Consider the following 18046-nt stretch of genomic DNA (forward strand, 5'->3'; position numbering starts at 1 on the left):
TAACACGTAATACTATTCGCTACGGTTCACTATTCTCCTGCATGCCGGCCAAAACTTTTGTCAGCTTTTGTTGAAAACGGGCCCGGTCTTCGGCCGTCATCGCCTTGGGGCCCTTCGTCCTGCCGCCGCCTCTGCGCGTCTTCGCCTGCTCGTGCCGCCGCTCCATCAGAAAATCGATCGTCCCGTCGGTGTACCGCTGCCCCCGGTTCGACAGCACCACCGCCCGTTTGGCGAGCGCCACCGTCGCCAAGCCGAAATCCTGGGTGACGACGATGTCGCCGGGACCCACGAGGTTCGAAATGTACAGGTCGACCGATTGGCTGCTTCTGTCCACCTGCTTGATCTCGACCCCCGGCTCCGGCTCGAGAAGATGGTCGTACGAGGCCACAAGCAGCACGGGGACGGAAAAGGCGCGGGCCGTATCGGCGATTTCTTGCTTGACGGGGCAAGCGTCCGCATCAACGACGATGCGGGCAGCTTTATTGGTCACAGATGAATCACCGCACTCTGGAAAAAGGTACCTGCCTCTATTATTATATACGCTGGCGGACCTAAAAATCCTGCCTGAAAGCGAGCTTTTCGACCTGAGTCATTCGCCCCTTGACAGCCCGTTTCCGCGCACGCATTCCATGATCAGGCTTGCCGTCTCTTCTACCGCTTTATGCGAGACATCGATAACGACGCAGCCGAGCCTTCTCATAACATCGTCCGCATAAGCCAGCTCGCGCTCGATCCGCTCGGTTGTGGCATAAGGCGCATTGTCCGGCAAGCCGAGCGCCTTCAGCCGCTCCTTGCGGATGATGTTCAGGTAATGCGTGCCGATCGTCAGTCCTACAATTTTGTGCTTCGGGAGCTTGAACAGCTCCGGAGGCAGCTTCAGCTCGGGAACGAGCGGCACGTTGGCGACTTTGAACTTTTTGTGCGCCAGGTACATGGACAAGGGCGTCTTCGACGTGCGCGACACGCCGACCAGCACGATGTCCGCCTTCATGACGCCGGTCGTGTCCTTCGCGTCGTCATATTTAACGGCGAATTCCACCGCGTCGACTTTGCGGAAGTAGTCCGCGTCCAGCACATGATTCAAGCCCGGCTCTTGCCTGGCTTTTATCCCCGTCTGCCTTTCGAGGCTCCCGATAAGAGGCCCGAGCACGTCGATCGCGGGAACGCCCTGCTCGGCAGCCCTTCTGGCCATATATTCGCGGAGGCCGGGGATGACGAGCGTATAAAGGATCACCGCTTTTTCGGCTTTCGCCTTGTCCAGCACCTTCTCGACCATCCCCTCGTCCTGCACGAAAGGCGCCCGGCGAATATCGGCGTATGCCGGATGGAACTGGGCCACCGCGGCTCTGACGACGACCTCGCCGGTATCGCCGGCCGAATCGGACAGCACATAAATGACGATCTCGGCATTCAAGCCGGCTGCAATCCATGACCTGCTCATTCCGCTCTCCCCTTCCACGGATCGTCGGCTCGTTACGACGGCTTACGGCTTACGGCTTACGGCTATAGCTTATGGCTTACGTCCAGACGATTTTGGAGAAATCCCCGATCAGCCGGACATCGCCCGCCACGGCGGCCAACGCAGCCAGCCGGTTGGCGCGCACCGCTTCATCCTCAACCATAACCATAACACCGTCGAAATACCCGTTGATCGGCTCTTTCAAACTTGACAGCCTTGCGAGCGCCTCCGCGGCGTCGCCTTCGGCGAGCGCCCGTACAACCAGCTCATGCGTGCTTTGCCATGCTTCGTACAGCTTTATTTCCGCTTCCTCGGCGAACAACCCGGGATCGACCTCGCGCGTCGTCGCCTTCGCCGCCAGGTTGGCCGTACGGTTGAAGGCGTCGACCGTCGCCTTGAAATCGTCGAGGCTGTGTCCCGTAACGGCGGCCACAATCGCCGAAGCCCGATCGATCGTCAGCGTCAGCCGGTCGAAGCCGGTCGCCATGACCGCGTCGATAACATCGTAACGAATACCCTGCTCGTTCAATACGTTTTTGACGCGGAGCGCGAAAAACTCGTACATATCCATACGAATTCCACCCCGCTCGCGTTTCAGGCCGCGCGCTTCGTGCACGTCAAGCGCCATATCGAACAGCTCGCCGAGCGTCACCTCCAGCTTGTGAGCCAGCAGAATCTGCACGATACCGGCGGCCTGCCGCCGCAGCGCGTAAGGATCCTGTGAGCCGGTAGGAATGATGCCGATCGAGAAGCAGCCGGCGATCGTGTCCATTTTGTCCGCGAGGCTTACGACCGCTCCGACAAGCGTTCCCGGCGTACGGTCGCCGGCGAACCGCGGCTGGTAGTGCTCGAACACGGCCTTGCAGACCGCCTCCCGCTCGCCCGCCTTGCGCGCGTAATCCTCGCCCATAATGCCCTGCAGCTCGGGGAATTCGTAAACCATCTGCGTCACGAGGTCGAATTTGCAAATGTCGGCCGCGCGGCTGATGTCCGCAAGCGTCGTTTGCTCCTGCGTTACGCGGCGCGCAATCCGGTCTGAGAGGGCGCTTATGCGGCGAACCTTGTCGGCCGTCGTGCCGAGTTCCTCATGATAAACGATTGTCTCCAGCTTGGCGTTCGCATCGGCAATCGCCAGCTTCTGATCCTCCTGATAGAAAAACTTCGCGTCGGACAGACGCGCGCGAAGCACCTTCTCGTTGCCCCTCGCCACCTGCTCGATCGACGTCCGGTCGCCGTTGCGCACGGTGACGAAATATGGCTGCAGAGCGCCTTCGGCATTGAGCACCGGGAAGTAGCGCTGATGCTCGCGCATCGAGGTGATCAGCACCTCCTGCGGAATGCGCAGGAAGGACGGGTCGAAGGTGCCGAACAGCACGTTCGGATATTCGACGAGGAACAGCACTTCCTCCAGCAGGTCCTCCTTCACCGCGATGTCCCAGCCGCGCTCGGCGGCCAGCCCGCGGATTTGGTCCAGAATGAGCTGCTCGCGCTCCTTCACGTCGGCGATGACATGCTGCTCCCGCAGCTTCGCCAAGTAATCCGAAGGCCGTTCGATCGTCGCCTCCTCGCCGAGAAAACGATGGCCGCGAGTCGTGCGGCCGCTCTCGACTCCCGTAATCTCGAGCGGAATCACTTCCTCGCCGAACAGCGCGACCAGCCAGCGGATCGGACGGACGAAGCGCAGCTCGTGCGCGCCCCAGCGCATGTTTTTGGGGAACACCATCGTCGTGATGAGCTCCTTCAGGCCCTGCGCCAGCACGCCGGCCGTCTCCACGCCTACGCTGCTCTTGTTGGCATACACGTATTCGACCCCGCCCAGCTCTTTGAAAAACAACGCTTCGGGCTCCACGCCCTGGCTTTTGGCGAAGCCGAGCGCCGCTTTGCTCCAGGCGCCGGACTCGTCCTGAGCGATTTTACGCGAAGGGCCCTTCACTTCCTCGCTCACGTCCGACTGCTTCTCAGCCAGCTCGCGCACGAGCACCGCGATCCGCCGCGGCGTCGCGTAGGCTTCGACCGCGCCGTGCGCGATGCGGGCTTCTCCCAGCCACTTCTCGGTTTTGTCCTTCAGTTGGTTCATTGCGTTTCGTACGAAACGGGCCGGAACTTCCTCCAGGCCGATCTCCAGCAGCAAATCCTTAGCCACGCTGTTCCACCCCTTTCTTCAGCAGCGGGAAGCCGAGCCGCTCGCGCTCCTCCAGGTATACGGCCGCGCACTGGCGCGCCAGATTGCGAACGCGCATAATGTAGCCCGTCCGCTCCGTCACGCTGATCGCGCCGCGGGCATCAAGCAGGTTGAACGTATGCGAGCATTTCAGCACGTAATCGTAGGCCGGGAAAACGAGGTTGTGCTCCAGCGTTTTCTTCGCTTCCTCCTCATACTGATTGAACAGCGAGAACAGCATGGCCGCGTCGGAAATTTCAAACGTGTATTTCGAGTGCTCGTATTCGGGCTGCAGAAAGACGTCACCGTACGTTACGCCGTCCACCCACTCGAGATCGAACACATTTTCCTTGTCCTGAATATAGGAAGCGAGCCTTTCCATACCGTACGTGATCTCGACCGCGACCGGATTGGCGTCGATGCCGCCGACCTGCTGGAAGTACGTAAACTGCGTAATTTCCATCCCGTCCAGCCACACTTCCCAGCCGAGGCCCCATGCGCCGAGCGTCGGCGACTCCCAGTTGTCCTCAACGAACCGGATATCGTGATGCGCGGAATCGATGCCCAGCCGCTTCAAGCTTTCGAGATACAGTTCCTGAATATTGTCGGGCGAAGGCTTGAGAATAACCTGGAACTGGTGGTGCTGATACAGCCGGTTCGGGTTCTCGCCGTAGCGGCCGTCCGCCGGTCGGCGGGAAGGCTCGACGTACGCGACATTCCAAGGCTCCGGACCGATCGAGCGGAGGAACGTCATCGGGTTCATCGTTCCGGCGCCCTTCTCCGTATCGTACGGCTGCACGAGGATGCAGTTCTGCTCCGCCCAAAATTGCTGCAGCGTCAGGATCATGCCCTGAAAATTCATGGACTTGCACACTCCCTCTTTCATCGGATTGCCCTCTTGCCGGGGGCTGGCGGCCGGAGCAGGACGGCGGCCGACGGTCCGCGCGGATGCGCAAAAAACTCCCGTCCCTACGCCTGTCTCCAGACGTAGGGACGGGAGCGATCCCGCGGTTCCACCCTACTTGGCCTGCCGCCGAGCGGCGAAGCCCCCTTGATTGTTCATGCGCACTCCGGAGCGCCGTTTCGCCTGCGCGGGACCACCGGGCTCGCACCTCCCCCGACTCGCTTGGCGCCGCCGCCGCCGACTACTTTCTCCATCATCGTCCGTTATTCATAATAAGATAGTTTACCCCTAATGTTTTACGTTGTCAAACACGAGGCTTCCCGTCGTCTTCGGGCGGCCGCAGCGCGTCCAACGAATCGAGAAACGCGCGCGTTTTGAGCTGCAGGCCGAGGTGCGTGTCCAGCAAGGCCCGCATGCACGCTTTCAGCTCCCGCTTCGTCTCCGGCTTCACCTGAACCGCGCCGAGCCGGCGCATATCCATGCCCGCGAACAGGCGCATCAGCTTCAAAGCGCCGTCTCCGGGCTTCATCGCCTGCGGATCGGCGTGCCGGCACTGCGGGCAGAGCAGTCCGCCGAGCCGGGCGCTCAACGCAAAAGGCCCTTCCTTGCGCCCGCATGAAGCGCAGGCGTCAAGGACGGGCGAATAACCGGCCGCTTGCAAAATTTTCATCTCGTAGAGATGGATCAGAACCGACGGGTCCTTGCCCTCCTCAAGCCCGCCGAACAGCGCGTTAAGCTGCTCGAACAGGAAGCTGCCCGCCTCCTCATCCTGCAGGGAGCGGTCCGTTATCTCGGCGGCATACGAGGCGTACGCGGCCAAATCCAACTCCTCGCGCAGCTTATGGTGCGAGGCGATGATCTCGCCGCTATTGAGCGTGCCGAGCCCGCTTGTCCGAAAAAACACGAACTCGCCGTGCGTAAAAGGCTGAGCAAGCGAGCCGTGCCGGCTTTTCGGTTTTTTCGCGCCCCGGATCAGCACGCCGACCTTGCCGTTCCTATCGGTGAGCAGCGTCACGATTTTGTTGCCTTCCCCGTAATCCATCGAGCGAATGATAAGGCCTTCCACACGGTGCAGCAACAGCGTCTCCCCTCGCCTTGGCGGGAGGATGGCGTCAACCGTCCGCATCCTCCCATTCGTCAAACGCGTCGAAGGCGTCGTCGGGACCGTCCGCGCCTTCGGACGCCTTCAATTGATCCATTTGTCTATACAGCAAAAAAGCGTCCACATCTCCGGTCAACGTAAAGTACGTCCAAGAAAAATCGCGCATGCGGGATCATCCTCTCTCCGGTGCTGCAGTTAGGATACGACTTCCGCACCGAGACTATCCGAGGATATTCCGACCAATCAATCGTGCCGGAAGCCGAGGTCCTTCAGGACGCGATCGTGATTGCGCCAATCCTTCTTGACCTTGACCCACAGCTCGAGAAACGTTCGCGACCCCAGCAGCGTTTCGATGTCGTGGCGCGCAAGCTTGCCTACTTCCTTGAGCAGCGCGCCCTGCTTGCCGATGACGATTCCCTTCTGCGAATCCCGCTCGACGAAAATGACCGCCCCGATATACACGACGCCGTTATCCTGAACGCGCATATCCTCGATCGTAACCGCGATCGAGTGCGGAACCTCCTCACGCGTGAGATGCAATATTTTCTCCCGGATCAGCTCCGCCACAACAAATTGCTCGGGATGGTCCGTCACCTGATCGGCCGGGTAATATTGCGGACCCTCCGGCAAATATTTGATAACCTGCCCGAGCAGCGTCTCGACGTTGCTGCCCTGCAGGGCGGAGATCGGGACGATTTCGGCAAAATCGTGCAGCTCCCGGTATTTCGCAATGACCGGCAGCAGCGCTTCCGGATGCACCTTGTCGATTTTGTTCAGCACGAGAATGACCGGCGTGCCCGATTTCTTGAGGCGCTCGATAATAAAGCGGTCGCCGCCGCCAAGCTCTTCCGACACGTCGGTCAGGAACAGAATCGCCTCCACTTCGGAAAGCGCGCTTTCGGCCGATTGGTTCATGAAATCGCCGAGCTTGGAATTCGGTTTATGGATGCCCGGCGTGTCGAGAAACACGATCTGCGCATCGTCCGTCGTATAGACGCCGTGAATTTTGTTGCGCGTCGTCTGGGGCTTGTCCGACATGATGGCGATTTTCTGCCCGATCAGGCCGTTCATCAGCGTCGACTTGCCGACGTTCGGACGCCCGACGATCGCCACGAAACCCGACCGGAACGCCTTCTTGTCCCCGCCGGAGCCGTTATTCCGGTTGGTCATCCGTTCATCTCCCCCTTCGAGAAGGCGCCGGCCGCCCCGTCCCCGTCAAGCAGGAACGCGCCGGGCAGCAGCGCCGAGACGGTCGTTTCGACGACATCGCCCTTCATGCTGGTCAGCCATACCGGCATATCCGGCCCGCAAAGCTCGGCCATCACCTGGCGGCATGTGCCGCAGGGCGACACAGGTCCCGGCGTGTCGGCGACAACGGCCATGCCGCGGAACGAGCGCGGCGCATGGCCGTCCGCCACGGCGCGGAACATGGCGGTACGCTCGGCGCAGTTCGTCGGGCCGAAAGCCGCATTCTCCACGTTGCAGCCGTAATGAATATGCCCGTCCGCGTCGAGAAGCGCCGCGCCGACACCGAAGCCCGAATAGGGGATATAGGCGCGGCCGCGGGCTTCTTTCGCCGCCTCGATCAACTGCCGGAGCTCCTCCGGCGATAAGCGATTCGTCATGATTACGCCTCCGTATGTAGTGACAAGTGTTTATTGCGCCCACGCGGCAAGCAGCCGCCATACATGCGGACCGATTACGAGCAGCCCGATCAGGACGGCAAAGAACGCGGCGGCGAGCACCCCGCCGGCCGCCGTATCCTTCGCCGCCTTGGCGACCGGATGGATTTGCTGCGCCGCCAGATCGACGGCCCGCTCGACGGCCGTATTCACCAGCTCCGCGGTGATGACCAAAGCGCACGCGCCCAGCACCGCCGCCCATTCCAAGCGGGACAAGCCCAGAAACGCGGATATCAGACTTACGGCCGCCGCCGCGCAGACGTGAAAGCGCAGGTTCCGCTCCGTGCGCAGCGCAAGCGCGATTCCTTGCCCCGCGTAACGAAAGCTGTCGAAAAACCGGTTCATCAGCGGGTCAGCCCCGCTGTCTGCAGGACCGCTTCCTGCTTGGCCGTCATTTCAGCTTCCTCCGCCTCGCTCTCATGGTCGTAGCCGAGCAGGTGGAGAAAACCGTGGACGAACAGGAATCCCACCTCCCGCTCCAGCGAATGTCCGTAATCCTCGCTCTGCGCCTTAGCCCTTTCCACCGAGATGACGATATCGCCGAGCAAACCCGATAACGGGTCCTCCTCCGATTCATCCTCGACCTCGAACGTGATTTCCGGCTCGTCCACCGTCTCTTCCTGCATCGCAAAGGACAGCACGTCCGTCGGACGGTCGATGCCCCGGTACTCGCGGTTCAGCCGGTGAATTTCCTCGTCGTCCGTGAAGGTGAGCGCCACCTCGCCTTCCGCCACATTTTCGGCTTCGCCGGCCAATTGCAGCAGCTGCTTCAGCCGCGCGATCCAGGCGTCCGGTATGTCGATCTTGTCCTGTTCGTTGCTCCATTCCAAATGCAAGCTCATCCCAGCCGCTCCTTCGGTTTGACTTCTTCCGGGTATTCGATGCGCGAGTGAAAAATGCCGACGACCGTTTCCTTCAGGGTTTGGGCGATGCGGTCGAGCTCCTTCAGCGTCAGGTCGCACTCGTTGAACTGATTGTCGTCCAGCCGGTTTTTGATGATTTTGTGGATCATCGTCTCGATATGCTCCATCGTCGGATTGCGCAGGCTTCGCACCGCCGCTTCGACACAATCGGCGATGCCGACGATCGCCGCCTCCTTCGACTGCGCTTTCGGTCCCGGATAGCGGAAATCATCCTCGCTGAAATCCGGTTCCACACCGTCGGCCTCCGCTTGCTTAACCGCCTTGTGGTAAAAATACTTCAGGCAGGTCGTGCCGTGATGCTGCTCGGCAATGTCGCGGAGCGGCTTCGGAATGTTGTGCGCCTTCAGCATGTCCACCCCGTCGCGCGCGTGCGCGATGATGATCGACTTGCTCAGCTTCGGGTCGATGGAATCATGCGGATTCTCGATGGCCGTCTGGTTTTCGATAAAATAGCTCGGCCGCTTCGTTTTGCCGATATCGTGGTAGAACGAACCGACCCGGCACAGCAGGCCGTTCGCCCCGACCGCCTCCGCCGCGGCTTCCGACAGGTTGCCCACCATGACGCTGTGATGATACGTGCCCGGCGTCTCGGTCAGCAGCTTCCGCAGCAGCGGATGATTCGGATTGGACAGCTCGACCAGCTTGAGCGCCGACAGAATGCCGAACGTGATCTCGAAAAACGGCATCAAGCCGATCACCAGAATGGCCGTGAGCAGTCCTCCGGCAAAAGCGAATCCGGCCGCCGGCAAAATTTCGGTCCGCGCCGGCGATTCGCCGAAGGTCAGGAGCGCCAGCACCGCGACGGCTCCGAACAGGCTGGCCATAATGCCCGCTTTGAGCAGCGTAGATCGCTGGCTCGCCCGGTGGACCGCAAAAATCGCGGCAAACGAAGCGGCGGCGATCACAAACCCGAAGTTGAAATCGAAAATGTGGTCATTGTCCTGGTTGAACATGACACTCCCGAACACCGCAAACAGGAACGAGCTGATTATGGCGAGATGCGTATCCAGCAGCAGCGCAATCAATATGGTACCCATGGCCGCCGGCGCGAGAAACCCGATATAGGGCATGTCATTCGTTTGAATGAGCGCGATGACCGCCATCGTCAGCAGGTTCAGGGCAAAAATCAGCCACAGCATCAGCAGCTGCGCATTATGGTACGACCGGTTCGGTCCGCCGTTCATGATGCCCCACTGGGCCAGATAACCGTACAAGACAAGCACGGAGAGCAGCGAAACCGTCAGCAGGCCCAGGTTCGGCCAGTAATTTTTCTCGTCCTTCAGCAAGCCCAGCGCGTCCAGCCGCTCATATATTTCCGGCGTGATCAGCTGGCCGCTTTGCACGACGACATCGCCTTCCTTGATCACGACGGGCGGCGTATCTTCCTTCGCCTTCACCTTCGCCTCTTCCGTCGCCACCTTGTCGTAGAAGCGGTTCGGCATGATCGCATAGCGGGACAGCTCCGCGACGATCTCGCGGGTCGTCCGCTCCGACAAGGGACTCGTATTGACGAGCTCGGCCACCTTCGTGCGGGCCGTCTCGGCATCCGGCAGCTGCTCCGCCATCAGCTTGCGGACCGTCTCGTAGGCGACCGTGCGCATCTCGGCAATCTGGGCCGCGCTGAGCAGCGGAAGCTTGTAGTACGTTTCCTCCGTGATCGGATAAGCCTGTTCCTTCACGCGCGCCGCCATTTCCTGCAGCAGCGTTGGATTATACGCATCGGAGCCGGCGTTGGCGCGGACGAAGCTGTCGACGAAGGCGTTATAGCGGTCCGGTATTTCCCGGCGGTAAATATCCACCTTGTTCTGGAACGTCACCTTGTCCTCGGCGTTGAGCTGCTCCATCCGCGTAAAAATCTGGTCGATCAGCCCTTCATTGCGCAGCGCGACGATCGAATATTTGGGTTCGACGTTCTCGGCCGCCTGCTCCTGCGCCTTGAGCGTCGCGGACATATCCTCCCATTGCTTGGGCGCTACGATGTCGCGGCTCGCCACCGTATTCAATTGAATGTCGTAAGTTTTCGGAATCAGGTGCGGCGCGAGTACGAAATAAAAGAGCAGCATGAACAAAAACAGCAGCACCCAGCGAATGCCGGGGCCTTGCTTCCATCCCGCCGCTCTGGACGACAGCGCCGCCGCCCGATTGGAGATTCTATTGCGGTTCATACGGCTTTCCTCCCTCTCCAAACGAAACGCCGTCAACCGGGTACGGGCCGCCGGCGGCCGGCGCGGGACGGGCTCGGGCTCGTTGCGGCCGATGCTCCGTTTCCCGTTCGTAGGCCGTAATGATTTTCTGGACCAGGGAATGGCGGACGACATCCGATTCCGAGAAGGAGATGAATCCGATTTCCTGGATACCCTGCAAAATGCGTTTGGCCTCGATCAATCCCGAATTTTTGCCGCGCGGCAGGTCGATTTGGGTGACGTCTCCGGTAATGACCATTTTGGAGCCGAAGCCGAGCCGCGTCAGAAACATTTTCATCTGCTCGGGGGTCGTGTTCTGCGCTTCGTCCAAAATGATGAACGAATCGTCAAGCGTCCGCCCGCGCATGTAGGCAAGCGGCGCGACCTCGATAATGCCGCGTTCGAACGCCTTGGCCGACTGCTCCGGTCCGAGCACGTCGTGCAGCGCGTCGTAGAGCGGGCGCAAATAAGGATCGACCTTCTCCTGCAAGTCGCCCGGCAGGAAGCCCAGGCTTTCGCCGGCTTCGACCGCCGGCCGCGTCAGAATGATCCGTTTCACTTTGTTTTCCTTAAGGGCCACGACGGCCAGCACGACGGCGAGGTACGTTTTGCCGGTGCCCGCCGGGCCGATGCCGAACACGATGTCCTTCTTGCGGATTTCGGATACATAATGACGTTGGCCGAGCGTTTTGACCTGAATCGGCTTTCCTTTGCTGGTCGTCGTAATGACGGATTTGAACAAATCGAGCAGTTCTTCGGCCTGAAGCTCGCGGGCAAGCTCAAGCGCATACATGATGTCGCGTTCCGAAAGATTGTAGCCGCCTCTTGCAAGCTGCAGCAGCACCGTGTAAAGCTGCTCCAGCACGGCAAGCTCGCTCTCGGTGCCCGATATTACGATTTCCGCCTCACGCGAGCGGATTTCCGCGTCGGTCCGGCTCTCTACTAGACGCAAATATTTGTCCTGCGGGCCGAATACCGCCAGCCCCTCCGCGGCGCTCCCCAGCGGAATTTTGACGATTCCCGTCTTTTCCTGCAAATCTTCATTCTCCTTGTATATGGACTAAAGGCCATTCTTCGACGATGGACTGCTCCACTTCGAAAAGCACTTTCATATAAACTTTACCATTGTCGGCCTTTTCATGCAAAAGGTTTTGGCCCACGATGACCGCATCCGGGCCTGCTTTCGCAAGAATATCGGCCCTCGCCTGCAGCAGTCCCTCGGCCTTCGCTTCGGCTTCGGATACCGCTCTTTCTTCATAACGAACTTCGAGCTGCGATTGTTTCATCCTGCCCAGCGGCAGCTCGATGCCCCGCCAGGTCATCCGCTCTTCCCTGCGCAACGTCTCATATTTGGCGAACGGCGTCTTGCCGTATCCGCTCACCTGCAGCGCCCGCCCGAACGCCACGCCGTACCACTGCACCTGGCGGGCCCCGGTATAGGTCTTAACCTTGCGGATAAGCGGCGATACGATTTCGTACTCGTGCCAGACAAGCCCTCTGACGACGCCTTCCGCGACCACCGTTTCGGTGTTTTGCTCATCTCCGAGAATGCCGGAGATGAGCACATCCCCTTTTTTCACACGGGTGTTCTCCTTGACGACCGGTCGCCCCCGTTCCGCCATAATGCGCGTGACAACGGCATCGTTGGTCGAGACGAGATGGCGGGGATTCATGAGCGGCCGTGCGTCGGGCACGGTCGATTCCACGACTCGGATCGTAATTTTCGTGCCGCGCTTCTCGACGCCGATCCAGGCGGTTCCGGGAAGGGCGGCCATCAGCCGCTTGGAGACGACATCCGCCTCCTTCAGCCGGAACGACCACTGAAAAGGGTATATCCCTTCCCGCTTGGCCGCTTCCAGCACGCGCTCGGACGGGATGGCGGCGTTGCCCCGCACCTCGACCGACCAGACAAGCGAGGAGAGCATGTACATGCCGACGATAAAAAAAGCCAGCCCCAGCGCGAAAAATTTTCTCCGCTCCAGCTTGGCCAGCGCAAAAGGCAGCCCATGGCGACGGAGTACGCGCAGCCGGCAGCCGGTCTGCCGAAGCAGCGGCCGGAGGCGGAAAAAGTCGCGCAGCGTCACCTCGCATTCCGCCTCGCCCATGCTTGTCCTGCGCAGCGAAAGCAGCCGCACGCCTTCGGCGGCCGCCAGGTTGACGAACCCCTCAACCGCCTTCCCCCGGATCCGAACCGTCACTGCGCCGCGCATTGAATCGAGCCACGTCACCTTCATCCGTTCCATGCCTCCTACCCGTTTATATGAACTTGCGTAATAACGCCTTCCACAAACACTTCCTCCGTCCATATGCCCCGAATGACGAGGCCGGAGCCGAACACCTCAAGCTCGCCTTTGGGCAGCGCGAGCCGCAGCCTATCCGGTGAGAAATGAATAACGCCGCGGTGGTTTTCGATATACAGCTGCCTGTCGCCGATCATCGTCAGGCGGGGCAGGTCAAACACGACATCCTGGGGAAGATCGAGCATGTCGGCGGTCCATTTGCGTATCCGTAAGCTCAGTCGACGCATGGCGAATGCCACCCCTCCCCCCGTACCTTACCAAAATATGCGCGGCCGTGCGTTTTTATGAGGGGCGGGGAGAACTCCTCGTCGCCAGCGCGCCCGCGCAGCGGAAGCCTCCCCGCTGCTGGCGTCTCCGCCCGCGCGGAAGCCTCCCCGTTGCTGGCGCGTCCGCCCGCGCGGAAGCAACACCCCGCTGCTGGCGCGTTGCATTACACTCTCCGCTTCTGGCTCACCTCTGTCCGCCCAGCGGGATCACTCCATGCTGCTGGTTCACCTCAGCCCGCGTTGCATTACACTCCCGGCTTCTGGCTCACATCCGCCCCCACTCTCAAATTTAAGGAAATATCTTCGCTATTTGTGAACTTGCTTCTCTCAATAATAGAGATCTTCACTGACTGCACATTATAGTGAACTTTCTTCCCTAATAACGAACTTAAAGTCATTAATAGAGAAAAGATTTCACTAACGCTACCCTTTCCGGTGCAGGCGCTTTAAAATAGCGAACATATTTCCTTATTAGCGCATATAGTTCAATGATACCGATTTGTGGACTTCCATTATCGAAGCGGCAAATCGATCAAAAGGGCCTCCCGGAAGGGAGGCTGCTGAAAATGTAAACTGAAAAGATAACATAGCGAACTTGCCGGAGAATGATGAGAACTTTGGTCGAAAAAGCCTTTGGAAAAAGGAAACAAACAAAGATGAGCGAAAGTGTTCATTCCAAACACTTTGGAATGAGGGATGTCCATGAGCTCATTTACAGAAGCACTAAAAGATCGTTTTACATTTGCTCCGGCAATTCGAGACGATGAGCAGGTTGCTCAAATCGTAAGAACCACCAAGACCATGGATAGCATCCATAACTTAGAAGATGAAGCGGTTCTGGATCACTTTATGGCGTATTTGTCCGAAATCGGCGTCTTGAAGTCGTTTTCCGATTTCCGAGCGAGCCAATATCAGCGAGTGATGATTCCCTTTTATTACTTTCTGGTGACCTACATGGCGAAAACCTTATTGGCCGTCACATCAATGAGAAGCCTACCCGCGCTGCTTTTCAGCGATCAGGGCATCATGCGAACGCTGGGCTTCTCGGCGTTTGTCCTGGAAGAAGGCTACTGTGACCGCGGCGCAGGCAAACGCAAGGAAGGAACAAAGCCCGCCAGCCCATTTACCCATCAAACACTAGCCGAATTTATGACGATGGCGACACCACAAGAGATGGAACAGCTCTTCAATACCGATATCGCGCTCTTGGCCGCAAGCGGCGTGTTTCACAAAAAAGTGACAGGCATCGTGGATGGTACCGACATCGAAACGACACCGACTTATAAAGGTGCCGGGATGGTAAGGCGTAAAAAGAAGGAACAGAAGAAGACCGGAATCAAGGAAGTTGAATGCATCCTTTATGGTTGGAAAGCCATCGCGTTGTTTGATCGACATACGGAAATTCCAATTGCAGTTAAAGTTGTTCCGATCCACGAACACGAGTCTTCCTATGCCCGTACGCTGATCGAGCAGGCTCAGCGCAATTTGGGAACATACAGTCAGTTGACAAAAATCCTGATGGATCGAGGCTTTCTGGATGGCGCTACGTTATACTGGCTGACTGGGCAAAAGATCACGTTTGTGGTTCCTGCTAAATCGAACATGGATATTACGGAGGATGCCCGCCGTTTAGCGTTGGCTGATATGGGCATCACCGAGATACGCGAAGAGGCAAAGACAACCGGGCGAGGTAAGCACAAAACGGAATCGTTACAAGTCACCCAAATCACGGGTGTCACTGACTTGACGAGTTATAACGCCTACCGGGATCCGGAAAAACCGGTCAAGGTAAACCGAAAGAACGATGTCGGAAGCAAGATCAACGCGGTTGTGGTCAGGCAGTACCGTAATGAGTTCATCAAGCCGGAACAATGGCCCGTCTTCCTCACCAATGGATCGGTCGAGCATCCTTTTGAGGCGTATGATGATTACGATGACCGCAGCCTGATTGAAAACTTGCTTTTCCGCGAAGGCAAACAAGGCTGGAATCTTCAGCACGCACCAACGCGAACGGAAAATGGTGTGATTTCACATGTGTACATGACGTTTTTAACCATGGCGCTCACGACCGCTTACCGTTCCCAAGAAGAGGACGAGGGCGAAGCGCAGGACCGGCCTTCTTCTCTTTCACCAACAATAGGCATTCGAAATTGGCGTCGTCGGCTCGTTCAAGAAAACCAAGATCAGGTCATTGTCTTTTGCGGCATCTACTACGGCATTGTCCACCTCATGGACTTTGTACAACTAATGGGTGGCCAAATGAAGGTTCAATCCGCCACAAAATCACCGTCTTTTCGACGAACACTTCACCGTTCGCCTTAAGTTATCTTTTCAGAATGTGAAGGTAAAGGTTGCCAAAAGGAAGCCGATGGGCTATAATCAAGGTGAAATGTTTCGGCGTAAAGCATACCCGATGACAGGCTTTTTCTGTCATCGGGTTTTTTTATTCTAAAAGGAGGCACAAAACATGCATCATCAATTGCAGGCTTTTATCGAACAATTCGAGAGGGAGGCACTGTTAAACGGCTCGTACAGGCGCAAACTCGGAAAGGCGGAAATTTCCTTCCTGGAAAAGGTATGGGGACCCGCCTTCCAATACAATTTCGAGGGACTCAAGGCGGAGTATCCTTTTAAGGACGCGAAGGGCGGGCAGCGTTTCGCCGATTTCGTGTATGTTCGAAACGGCATTCGTTTGTTGATTGAAATCGACGACTTCACATCCCATGCGCGCGAGATCTCGCCCGGCGACTTCGACGACCATCTTTCCAGGCAGAACGACATGATTCTTTCCGGCTGGCTTGTTCTGCGGTTCTCCGGGCGCCAGGTCGAGAAACGCCCGCAAATTTGCCAGCGTCAGCTTAAACAGGCCGTGGGACATTGGTGGTCGCTTACGCAAGGCAACCACTCGCTGAACGAACGGGAAAAATGGAGCCTGCGCACGCGGAGAATTGTCCAAATCGCGGCACAACGGAACGGTACGGTCAAGCCTGCGGAGGTGGCCGCCGATTTCGGGGTCAGCAACCGGTCGGCTGCCATGTGGATGAAGCGGCTATCGGAAGAGGGCGTGTTTGAAAGCCAAAAAGAACAACTCCGGACGCGCCATTATCGTCTGCGCGGCTACTTAGAATGAGAACCGGCCGGACGGGCGCTGCCCGTTCGGCCGGTTCTGCGGTATGCCTGCCCACGGTATGCCTGCCCGCGCTATGCCTGTTGCGATATCTATTTTGCGATATGCCTCTTGCTATACGCCCCTCGAAGTACGCCATCGACATAGCGCCTATAGCCGTTTGCCGCCGCCCACCGCTCTATCGCTATCCGTTTCTCCCGCGCACGAACGGCCGCTTGGCGCGCGGCGGGCCCAGAACCTCGGCCCAGATCAACCCTTTGCGCAGCTCGTTCACGTCGGCGTTCTCCAATGCATCGTGAATGGAGGAAAGCGCCGGCGAGGCCGACGGGAGGGACGCAGTACGCGGCTTGACCGACGGCGTGCGGGTCAGCTTGGAATGCCGGCCCGAGTCTCCGCCTTCTCCGCCCCATTCGCCTTCACCGGGTGCCTCCGCCGTCATCGCTGCGTAAGCTGTACCCGCTTCGGCCGGCCGCATTCGCCGCACCGGCTCCTCCGATTGTGCGGGCCACGCCGGCCGCTCCCCCAAAGGCCGCGCCTCCCGCGCTTGCGGCTGCGGCGGCGCCGATACGGGCCTCCCCGGCTGCGCAGCCCCCGGGACCGGGCTCACCGGCCGCGACGCTTGCCGCTGCGGATCCGATGCCGGCCGCGTCGGCTGCTCAGGCCCCGGGATCGGTCTCGCTGGCCGCGTCGCTCCGCGGGTCGGCGGCTGCCCGCCTCCGCCGAAATCGGGCATGCGGCCCGTTCCCGGCTTGCCCAACTTGCCGAACATCGACAGCAGGAAGCCGATTATGACGATGACGATAAAGAAATTGTCCAGCAAAAATGCGATCAGCCTCTCCATGCTCTCACCTCCGAAGCAAAAGCAAGAATGCTTCCATCCTTACTCCTTATCCCCGCGGCCGGAATCCGACGGCTTGCCGATCGAACCGCGCATCTGCGTATCCGCCTCGATATTTTTCATATTCATATAATCCATGACGCCCAGCTTGCCGCTCTTCAGCGCATCCGCCATGGCAAGCGGAACCTGCGACTCGGATTCGACGACGCGCGCCCGCATCTCGACGACCCGCGCTTTCATCTCCTGCTCGAGAGCGACGGCCATCGCACGGCGCTCCTCGGCTTTCGCTTGGGCGATCTGCTTGTCGGCTTCGGCCTGCTCGGTCTGCAAATGGGCGCCGATATTTTTGCCTACATCCACGTCCGCGATATCGATCGACAGAATCTCGAAAGCCGTGCCCGCATCGAGCCCTTTGCCCAGAACGGTTCGGGAGATGAGATCCGGATTTTCCAATACATCCTTATGCGAAGCCGATGAACCGACGGTCGTGACGATCCCCTCGCCGACGCGCGCAATAATCGTTTCCTCCCCGGCGCCGCCGACCAGACGGTCGATGTTCGCCCTCACCGTGACGCGCGCCTTTACCTTCACTTCAATGCCGTCTTTGGCCACCGCCGCGACAATCGGCGTCTCAATAACACGCGGGTTGACGCTCATCTGGACCGCCTGCAGCACGTCGCGTCCGGCCAGATCGATCGCGGCCGCCCGCGAAAATTCAAGCGGAATGTTCGCCCGCTGCGCGGCGATCAGAGCATTGACGACCCGGTCGACGTTGCCGCCCGCCAGGAAATGGCTTTCCAACTGATTGATCGTGAGGCCCAGACCGGCTTTCGTCGCCTTGATCATCGGGTTGACGATTCTGCTCGGCACAACGCGGCGGAGCCGCATGGCCACCAGCGTAATAATGCCGATCCGGACGCCCGAAGCGAGCGCCGAAATCCACAGCATGACCGGGAAAAAGCTGAGAAATACGACTAACACGATAAAAGCGACGACGCCGATCAGTAAATAAGCGATTGCCGGATCCAAACCTTCCATGTAACGAAAACCTCCCACTATAAAGTAATGTTTTCTCCTGTTTTCTCGCTCATTCTCAGTATT

The 18046-nt window shown here is 58.9% G+C and carries 18 protein-coding genes; 2 read left to right on the forward strand and 16 right to left on the reverse strand.

What is annotated here, in order from left to right; genetic code table 11:
* Positions 1–19: 19 nt before the first annotated feature.
* The 14 genes from RWM61_RS06235 to yqfC form a co-directional block, all read right to left on the reverse strand.
* Positions 20–490 (reverse strand): YaiI/YqxD family protein, encoded by a 471-nt coding sequence (locus tag RWM61_RS06235; RefSeq protein ID WP_313998582.1) that lies wholly within the window; start codon positions 488–490, stop codon positions 20–22.
* Between the two features lie 99 nt (positions 491–589).
* Entirely contained in the window at positions 590–1441 is an 852-nt protein-coding gene (locus RWM61_RS06240) for a pyruvate, water dikinase regulatory protein (RefSeq protein ID WP_313998583.1), read from the reverse strand.
* A 76-nt stretch (positions 1442–1517) separates the two neighbouring features.
* A complete protein-coding gene (gene glyS / locus RWM61_RS06245; protein ID WP_313998585.1) occupies positions 1518–3602 on the reverse strand; it encodes a glycine--tRNA ligase subunit beta in 2085 nt (694 codons plus the stop codon).
* Positions 3595–4482 carry a glycine--tRNA ligase subunit alpha gene (glyQ, locus tag RWM61_RS06250; protein ID WP_313998621.1) on the reverse strand — a complete coding sequence of 296 codons (888 nt, stop codon included), beginning with the start codon at positions 4480–4482 and terminating at the stop codon, positions 3595–3597. Before glyQ ends, glyS begins: the two co-directional genes overlap by 8 nt.
* 346 nt (positions 4483–4828) lie before the next feature.
* Positions 4829–5602 (reverse strand): DNA repair protein RecO, encoded by a 774-nt coding sequence (gene recO / locus RWM61_RS06255; RefSeq protein ID WP_313998587.1) that lies wholly within the window; start codon positions 5600–5602, stop codon positions 4829–4831.
* 34 nt (positions 5603–5636) lie between these two features.
* Positions 5637–5792 (reverse strand): YqzL family protein, encoded by a 156-nt coding sequence (locus RWM61_RS06260; RefSeq protein ID WP_313998589.1) that lies wholly within the window; start codon positions 5790–5792, stop codon positions 5637–5639.
* A gap of 77 nt (positions 5793–5869) precedes the next feature.
* Positions 5870–6796 carry a GTPase Era gene (gene era, locus RWM61_RS06265; protein ID WP_313998591.1) on the reverse strand — a complete coding sequence of 309 codons (927 nt, stop codon included), beginning with the start codon at positions 6794–6796 and terminating at the stop codon, positions 5870–5872.
* A complete protein-coding gene (gene cdd / locus RWM61_RS06270) occupies positions 6793–7251 on the reverse strand; it encodes a cytidine deaminase (protein WP_313998593.1) in 459 nt (152 codons plus the stop codon). The genes era and cdd overlap by 4 nt, the downstream gene beginning before the upstream one ends.
* Before the next feature lie 30 nt (positions 7252–7281).
* Positions 7282–7653 carry a diacylglycerol kinase family protein gene (locus tag RWM61_RS06275; protein ID WP_313998595.1) on the reverse strand — a complete coding sequence of 124 codons (372 nt, stop codon included), beginning with the start codon at positions 7651–7653 and terminating at the stop codon, positions 7282–7284.
* On the reverse strand, positions 7653–8150 hold the full coding sequence (gene ybeY / locus RWM61_RS06280) for an rRNA maturation RNase YbeY (protein WP_313998597.1): 498 nt from the start codon (positions 8148–8150) through the stop codon (positions 7653–7655). The genes RWM61_RS06275 and ybeY overlap by 1 nt, the downstream gene beginning before the upstream one ends.
* Positions 8147–10396: an HDIG domain-containing metalloprotein gene (locus tag RWM61_RS06285; RefSeq protein ID WP_313998599.1), complete on the reverse strand. Its 2250-nt coding sequence runs from the start codon at positions 10394–10396 to the stop codon at positions 8147–8149. The genes ybeY and RWM61_RS06285 overlap by 4 nt, the downstream gene beginning before the upstream one ends.
* On the reverse strand, positions 10383–11450 hold the full coding sequence (locus tag RWM61_RS06290; protein WP_313998602.1) for a PhoH family protein: 1068 nt from the start codon (positions 11448–11450) through the stop codon (positions 10383–10385). The genes RWM61_RS06285 and RWM61_RS06290 overlap by 14 nt, the downstream gene beginning before the upstream one ends.
* A 4-nt stretch (positions 11451–11454) precedes the next feature.
* Positions 11455–12648, reverse strand: coding sequence for a sporulation protein YqfD (gene yqfD, locus RWM61_RS06295; RefSeq protein ID WP_313998604.1), 1194 nt, complete (start codon positions 12646–12648; stop codon positions 11455–11457).
* Positions 12649–12662: 14 nt separating this feature from the next.
* Entirely contained in the window at positions 12663–12941 is a 279-nt protein-coding gene (gene yqfC, locus RWM61_RS06300; protein ID WP_313998606.1) for a sporulation protein YqfC, read from the reverse strand.
* A gap of 741 nt (positions 12942–13682) precedes the next feature.
* On the opposite strand from yqfC, the gene RWM61_RS06305 reads away from it, so the two are divergent.
* Positions 13683–15302: a transposase gene (locus RWM61_RS06305; protein ID WP_313998608.1), complete on the forward strand. Its 1620-nt coding sequence runs from the start codon at positions 13683–13685 to the stop codon at positions 15300–15302.
* 145 nt (positions 15303–15447) lie between these two features.
* A complete protein-coding gene (locus RWM61_RS06310) occupies positions 15448–16110 on the forward strand; it encodes a hypothetical protein (RefSeq protein ID WP_313998611.1) in 663 nt (220 codons plus the stop codon).
* A 181-nt stretch (positions 16111–16291) separates the two neighbouring features.
* Here the strand turns inward: RWM61_RS06310 and RWM61_RS06315 are convergent, their stop codons facing one another.
* Together RWM61_RS06315 and floA are read right to left on the reverse strand one after the other, a co-directional pair.
* The gene (locus RWM61_RS06315) at positions 16292–16948 is read right to left on the reverse strand and encodes a hypothetical protein (protein ID WP_313998613.1); all 657 of its coding nucleotides are present in this window, start codon (positions 16946–16948) and stop codon (positions 16292–16294) included.
* A 39-nt stretch (positions 16949–16987) separates the two neighbouring features.
* Positions 16988–17983, reverse strand: a complete 996-nt coding sequence (gene floA / locus RWM61_RS06320) for a flotillin-like protein FloA (RefSeq protein ID WP_313998615.1) — start codon at positions 17981–17983, stop codon at positions 16988–16990.
* Positions 17984–18046 lie beyond the last annotated feature (63 nt).

Origin of the sequence: uncultured Paenibacillus sp., from assembly GCF_963515335.1 — a bacterium.
Classification (GTDB): Bacteria; Bacillota; Bacilli; order Paenibacillales; family Paenibacillaceae; genus Paenibacillus_I.

Bases quoted from the DNA above. Each gene is read 5' to 3' on its own strand.
- RWM61_RS06315 (WP_313998613.1), bottom strand. From the start codon at position 16,948: ATGGAGAGGCTGATCGCATTTTTGCTGGACAATTTCTTTATCGTCATC.
- cdd (WP_313998593.1), bottom strand. From the start codon at position 7,251: ATGACGAATCGCTTATCGCCGGAGGAGCTCCGGCAGTTGATCGAGGCG.
- floA (WP_313998615.1), bottom strand. From the start codon at position 17,983: ATGGAAGGTTTGGATCCGGCAATCGCTTATTTACTGATCGGCGTCGTC.
- RWM61_RS06240 (WP_313998583.1), bottom strand. From the start codon at position 1,441: ATGAGCAGGTCATGGATTGCAGCCGGCTTGAATGCCGAGATCGTCATT.
- era (WP_313998591.1), bottom strand. From the start codon at position 6,796: ATGACCAACCGGAATAACGGCTCCGGCGGGGACAAGAAGGCGTTCCGG.
- RWM61_RS06260 (WP_313998589.1), bottom strand. From the start codon at position 5,792: ATGCGCGATTTTTCTTGGACGTACTTTACGTTGACCGGAGATGTGGAC.
- glyQ (WP_313998621.1), bottom strand. From the start codon at position 4,482: ATGAATTTTCAGGGCATGATCCTGACGCTGCAGCAATTTTGGGCGGAG.
- RWM61_RS06305 (WP_313998608.1), top strand. From the start codon at position 13,683: ATGAGCTCATTTACAGAAGCACTAAAAGATCGTTTTACATTTGCTCCG.
- yqfD (WP_313998604.1), bottom strand. From the start codon at position 12,648: ATGAAGGTGACGTGGCTCGATTCAATGCGCGGCGCAGTGACGGTTCGG.
- RWM61_RS06275 (WP_313998595.1), bottom strand. From the start codon at position 7,653: ATGAACCGGTTTTTCGACAGCTTTCGTTACGCGGGGCAAGGAATCGCG.
- yqfC (WP_313998606.1), bottom strand. From the start codon at position 12,941: ATGCGTCGACTGAGCTTACGGATACGCAAATGGACCGCCGACATGCTC.
- ybeY (WP_313998597.1), bottom strand. From the start codon at position 8,150: ATGAGCTTGCATTTGGAATGGAGCAACGAACAGGACAAGATCGACATA.
- RWM61_RS06310 (WP_313998611.1), top strand. From the start codon at position 15,448: ATGCATCATCAATTGCAGGCTTTTATCGAACAATTCGAGAGGGAGGCA.
- RWM61_RS06285 (WP_313998599.1), bottom strand. From the start codon at position 10,396: ATGAACCGCAATAGAATCTCCAATCGGGCGGCGGCGCTGTCGTCCAGA.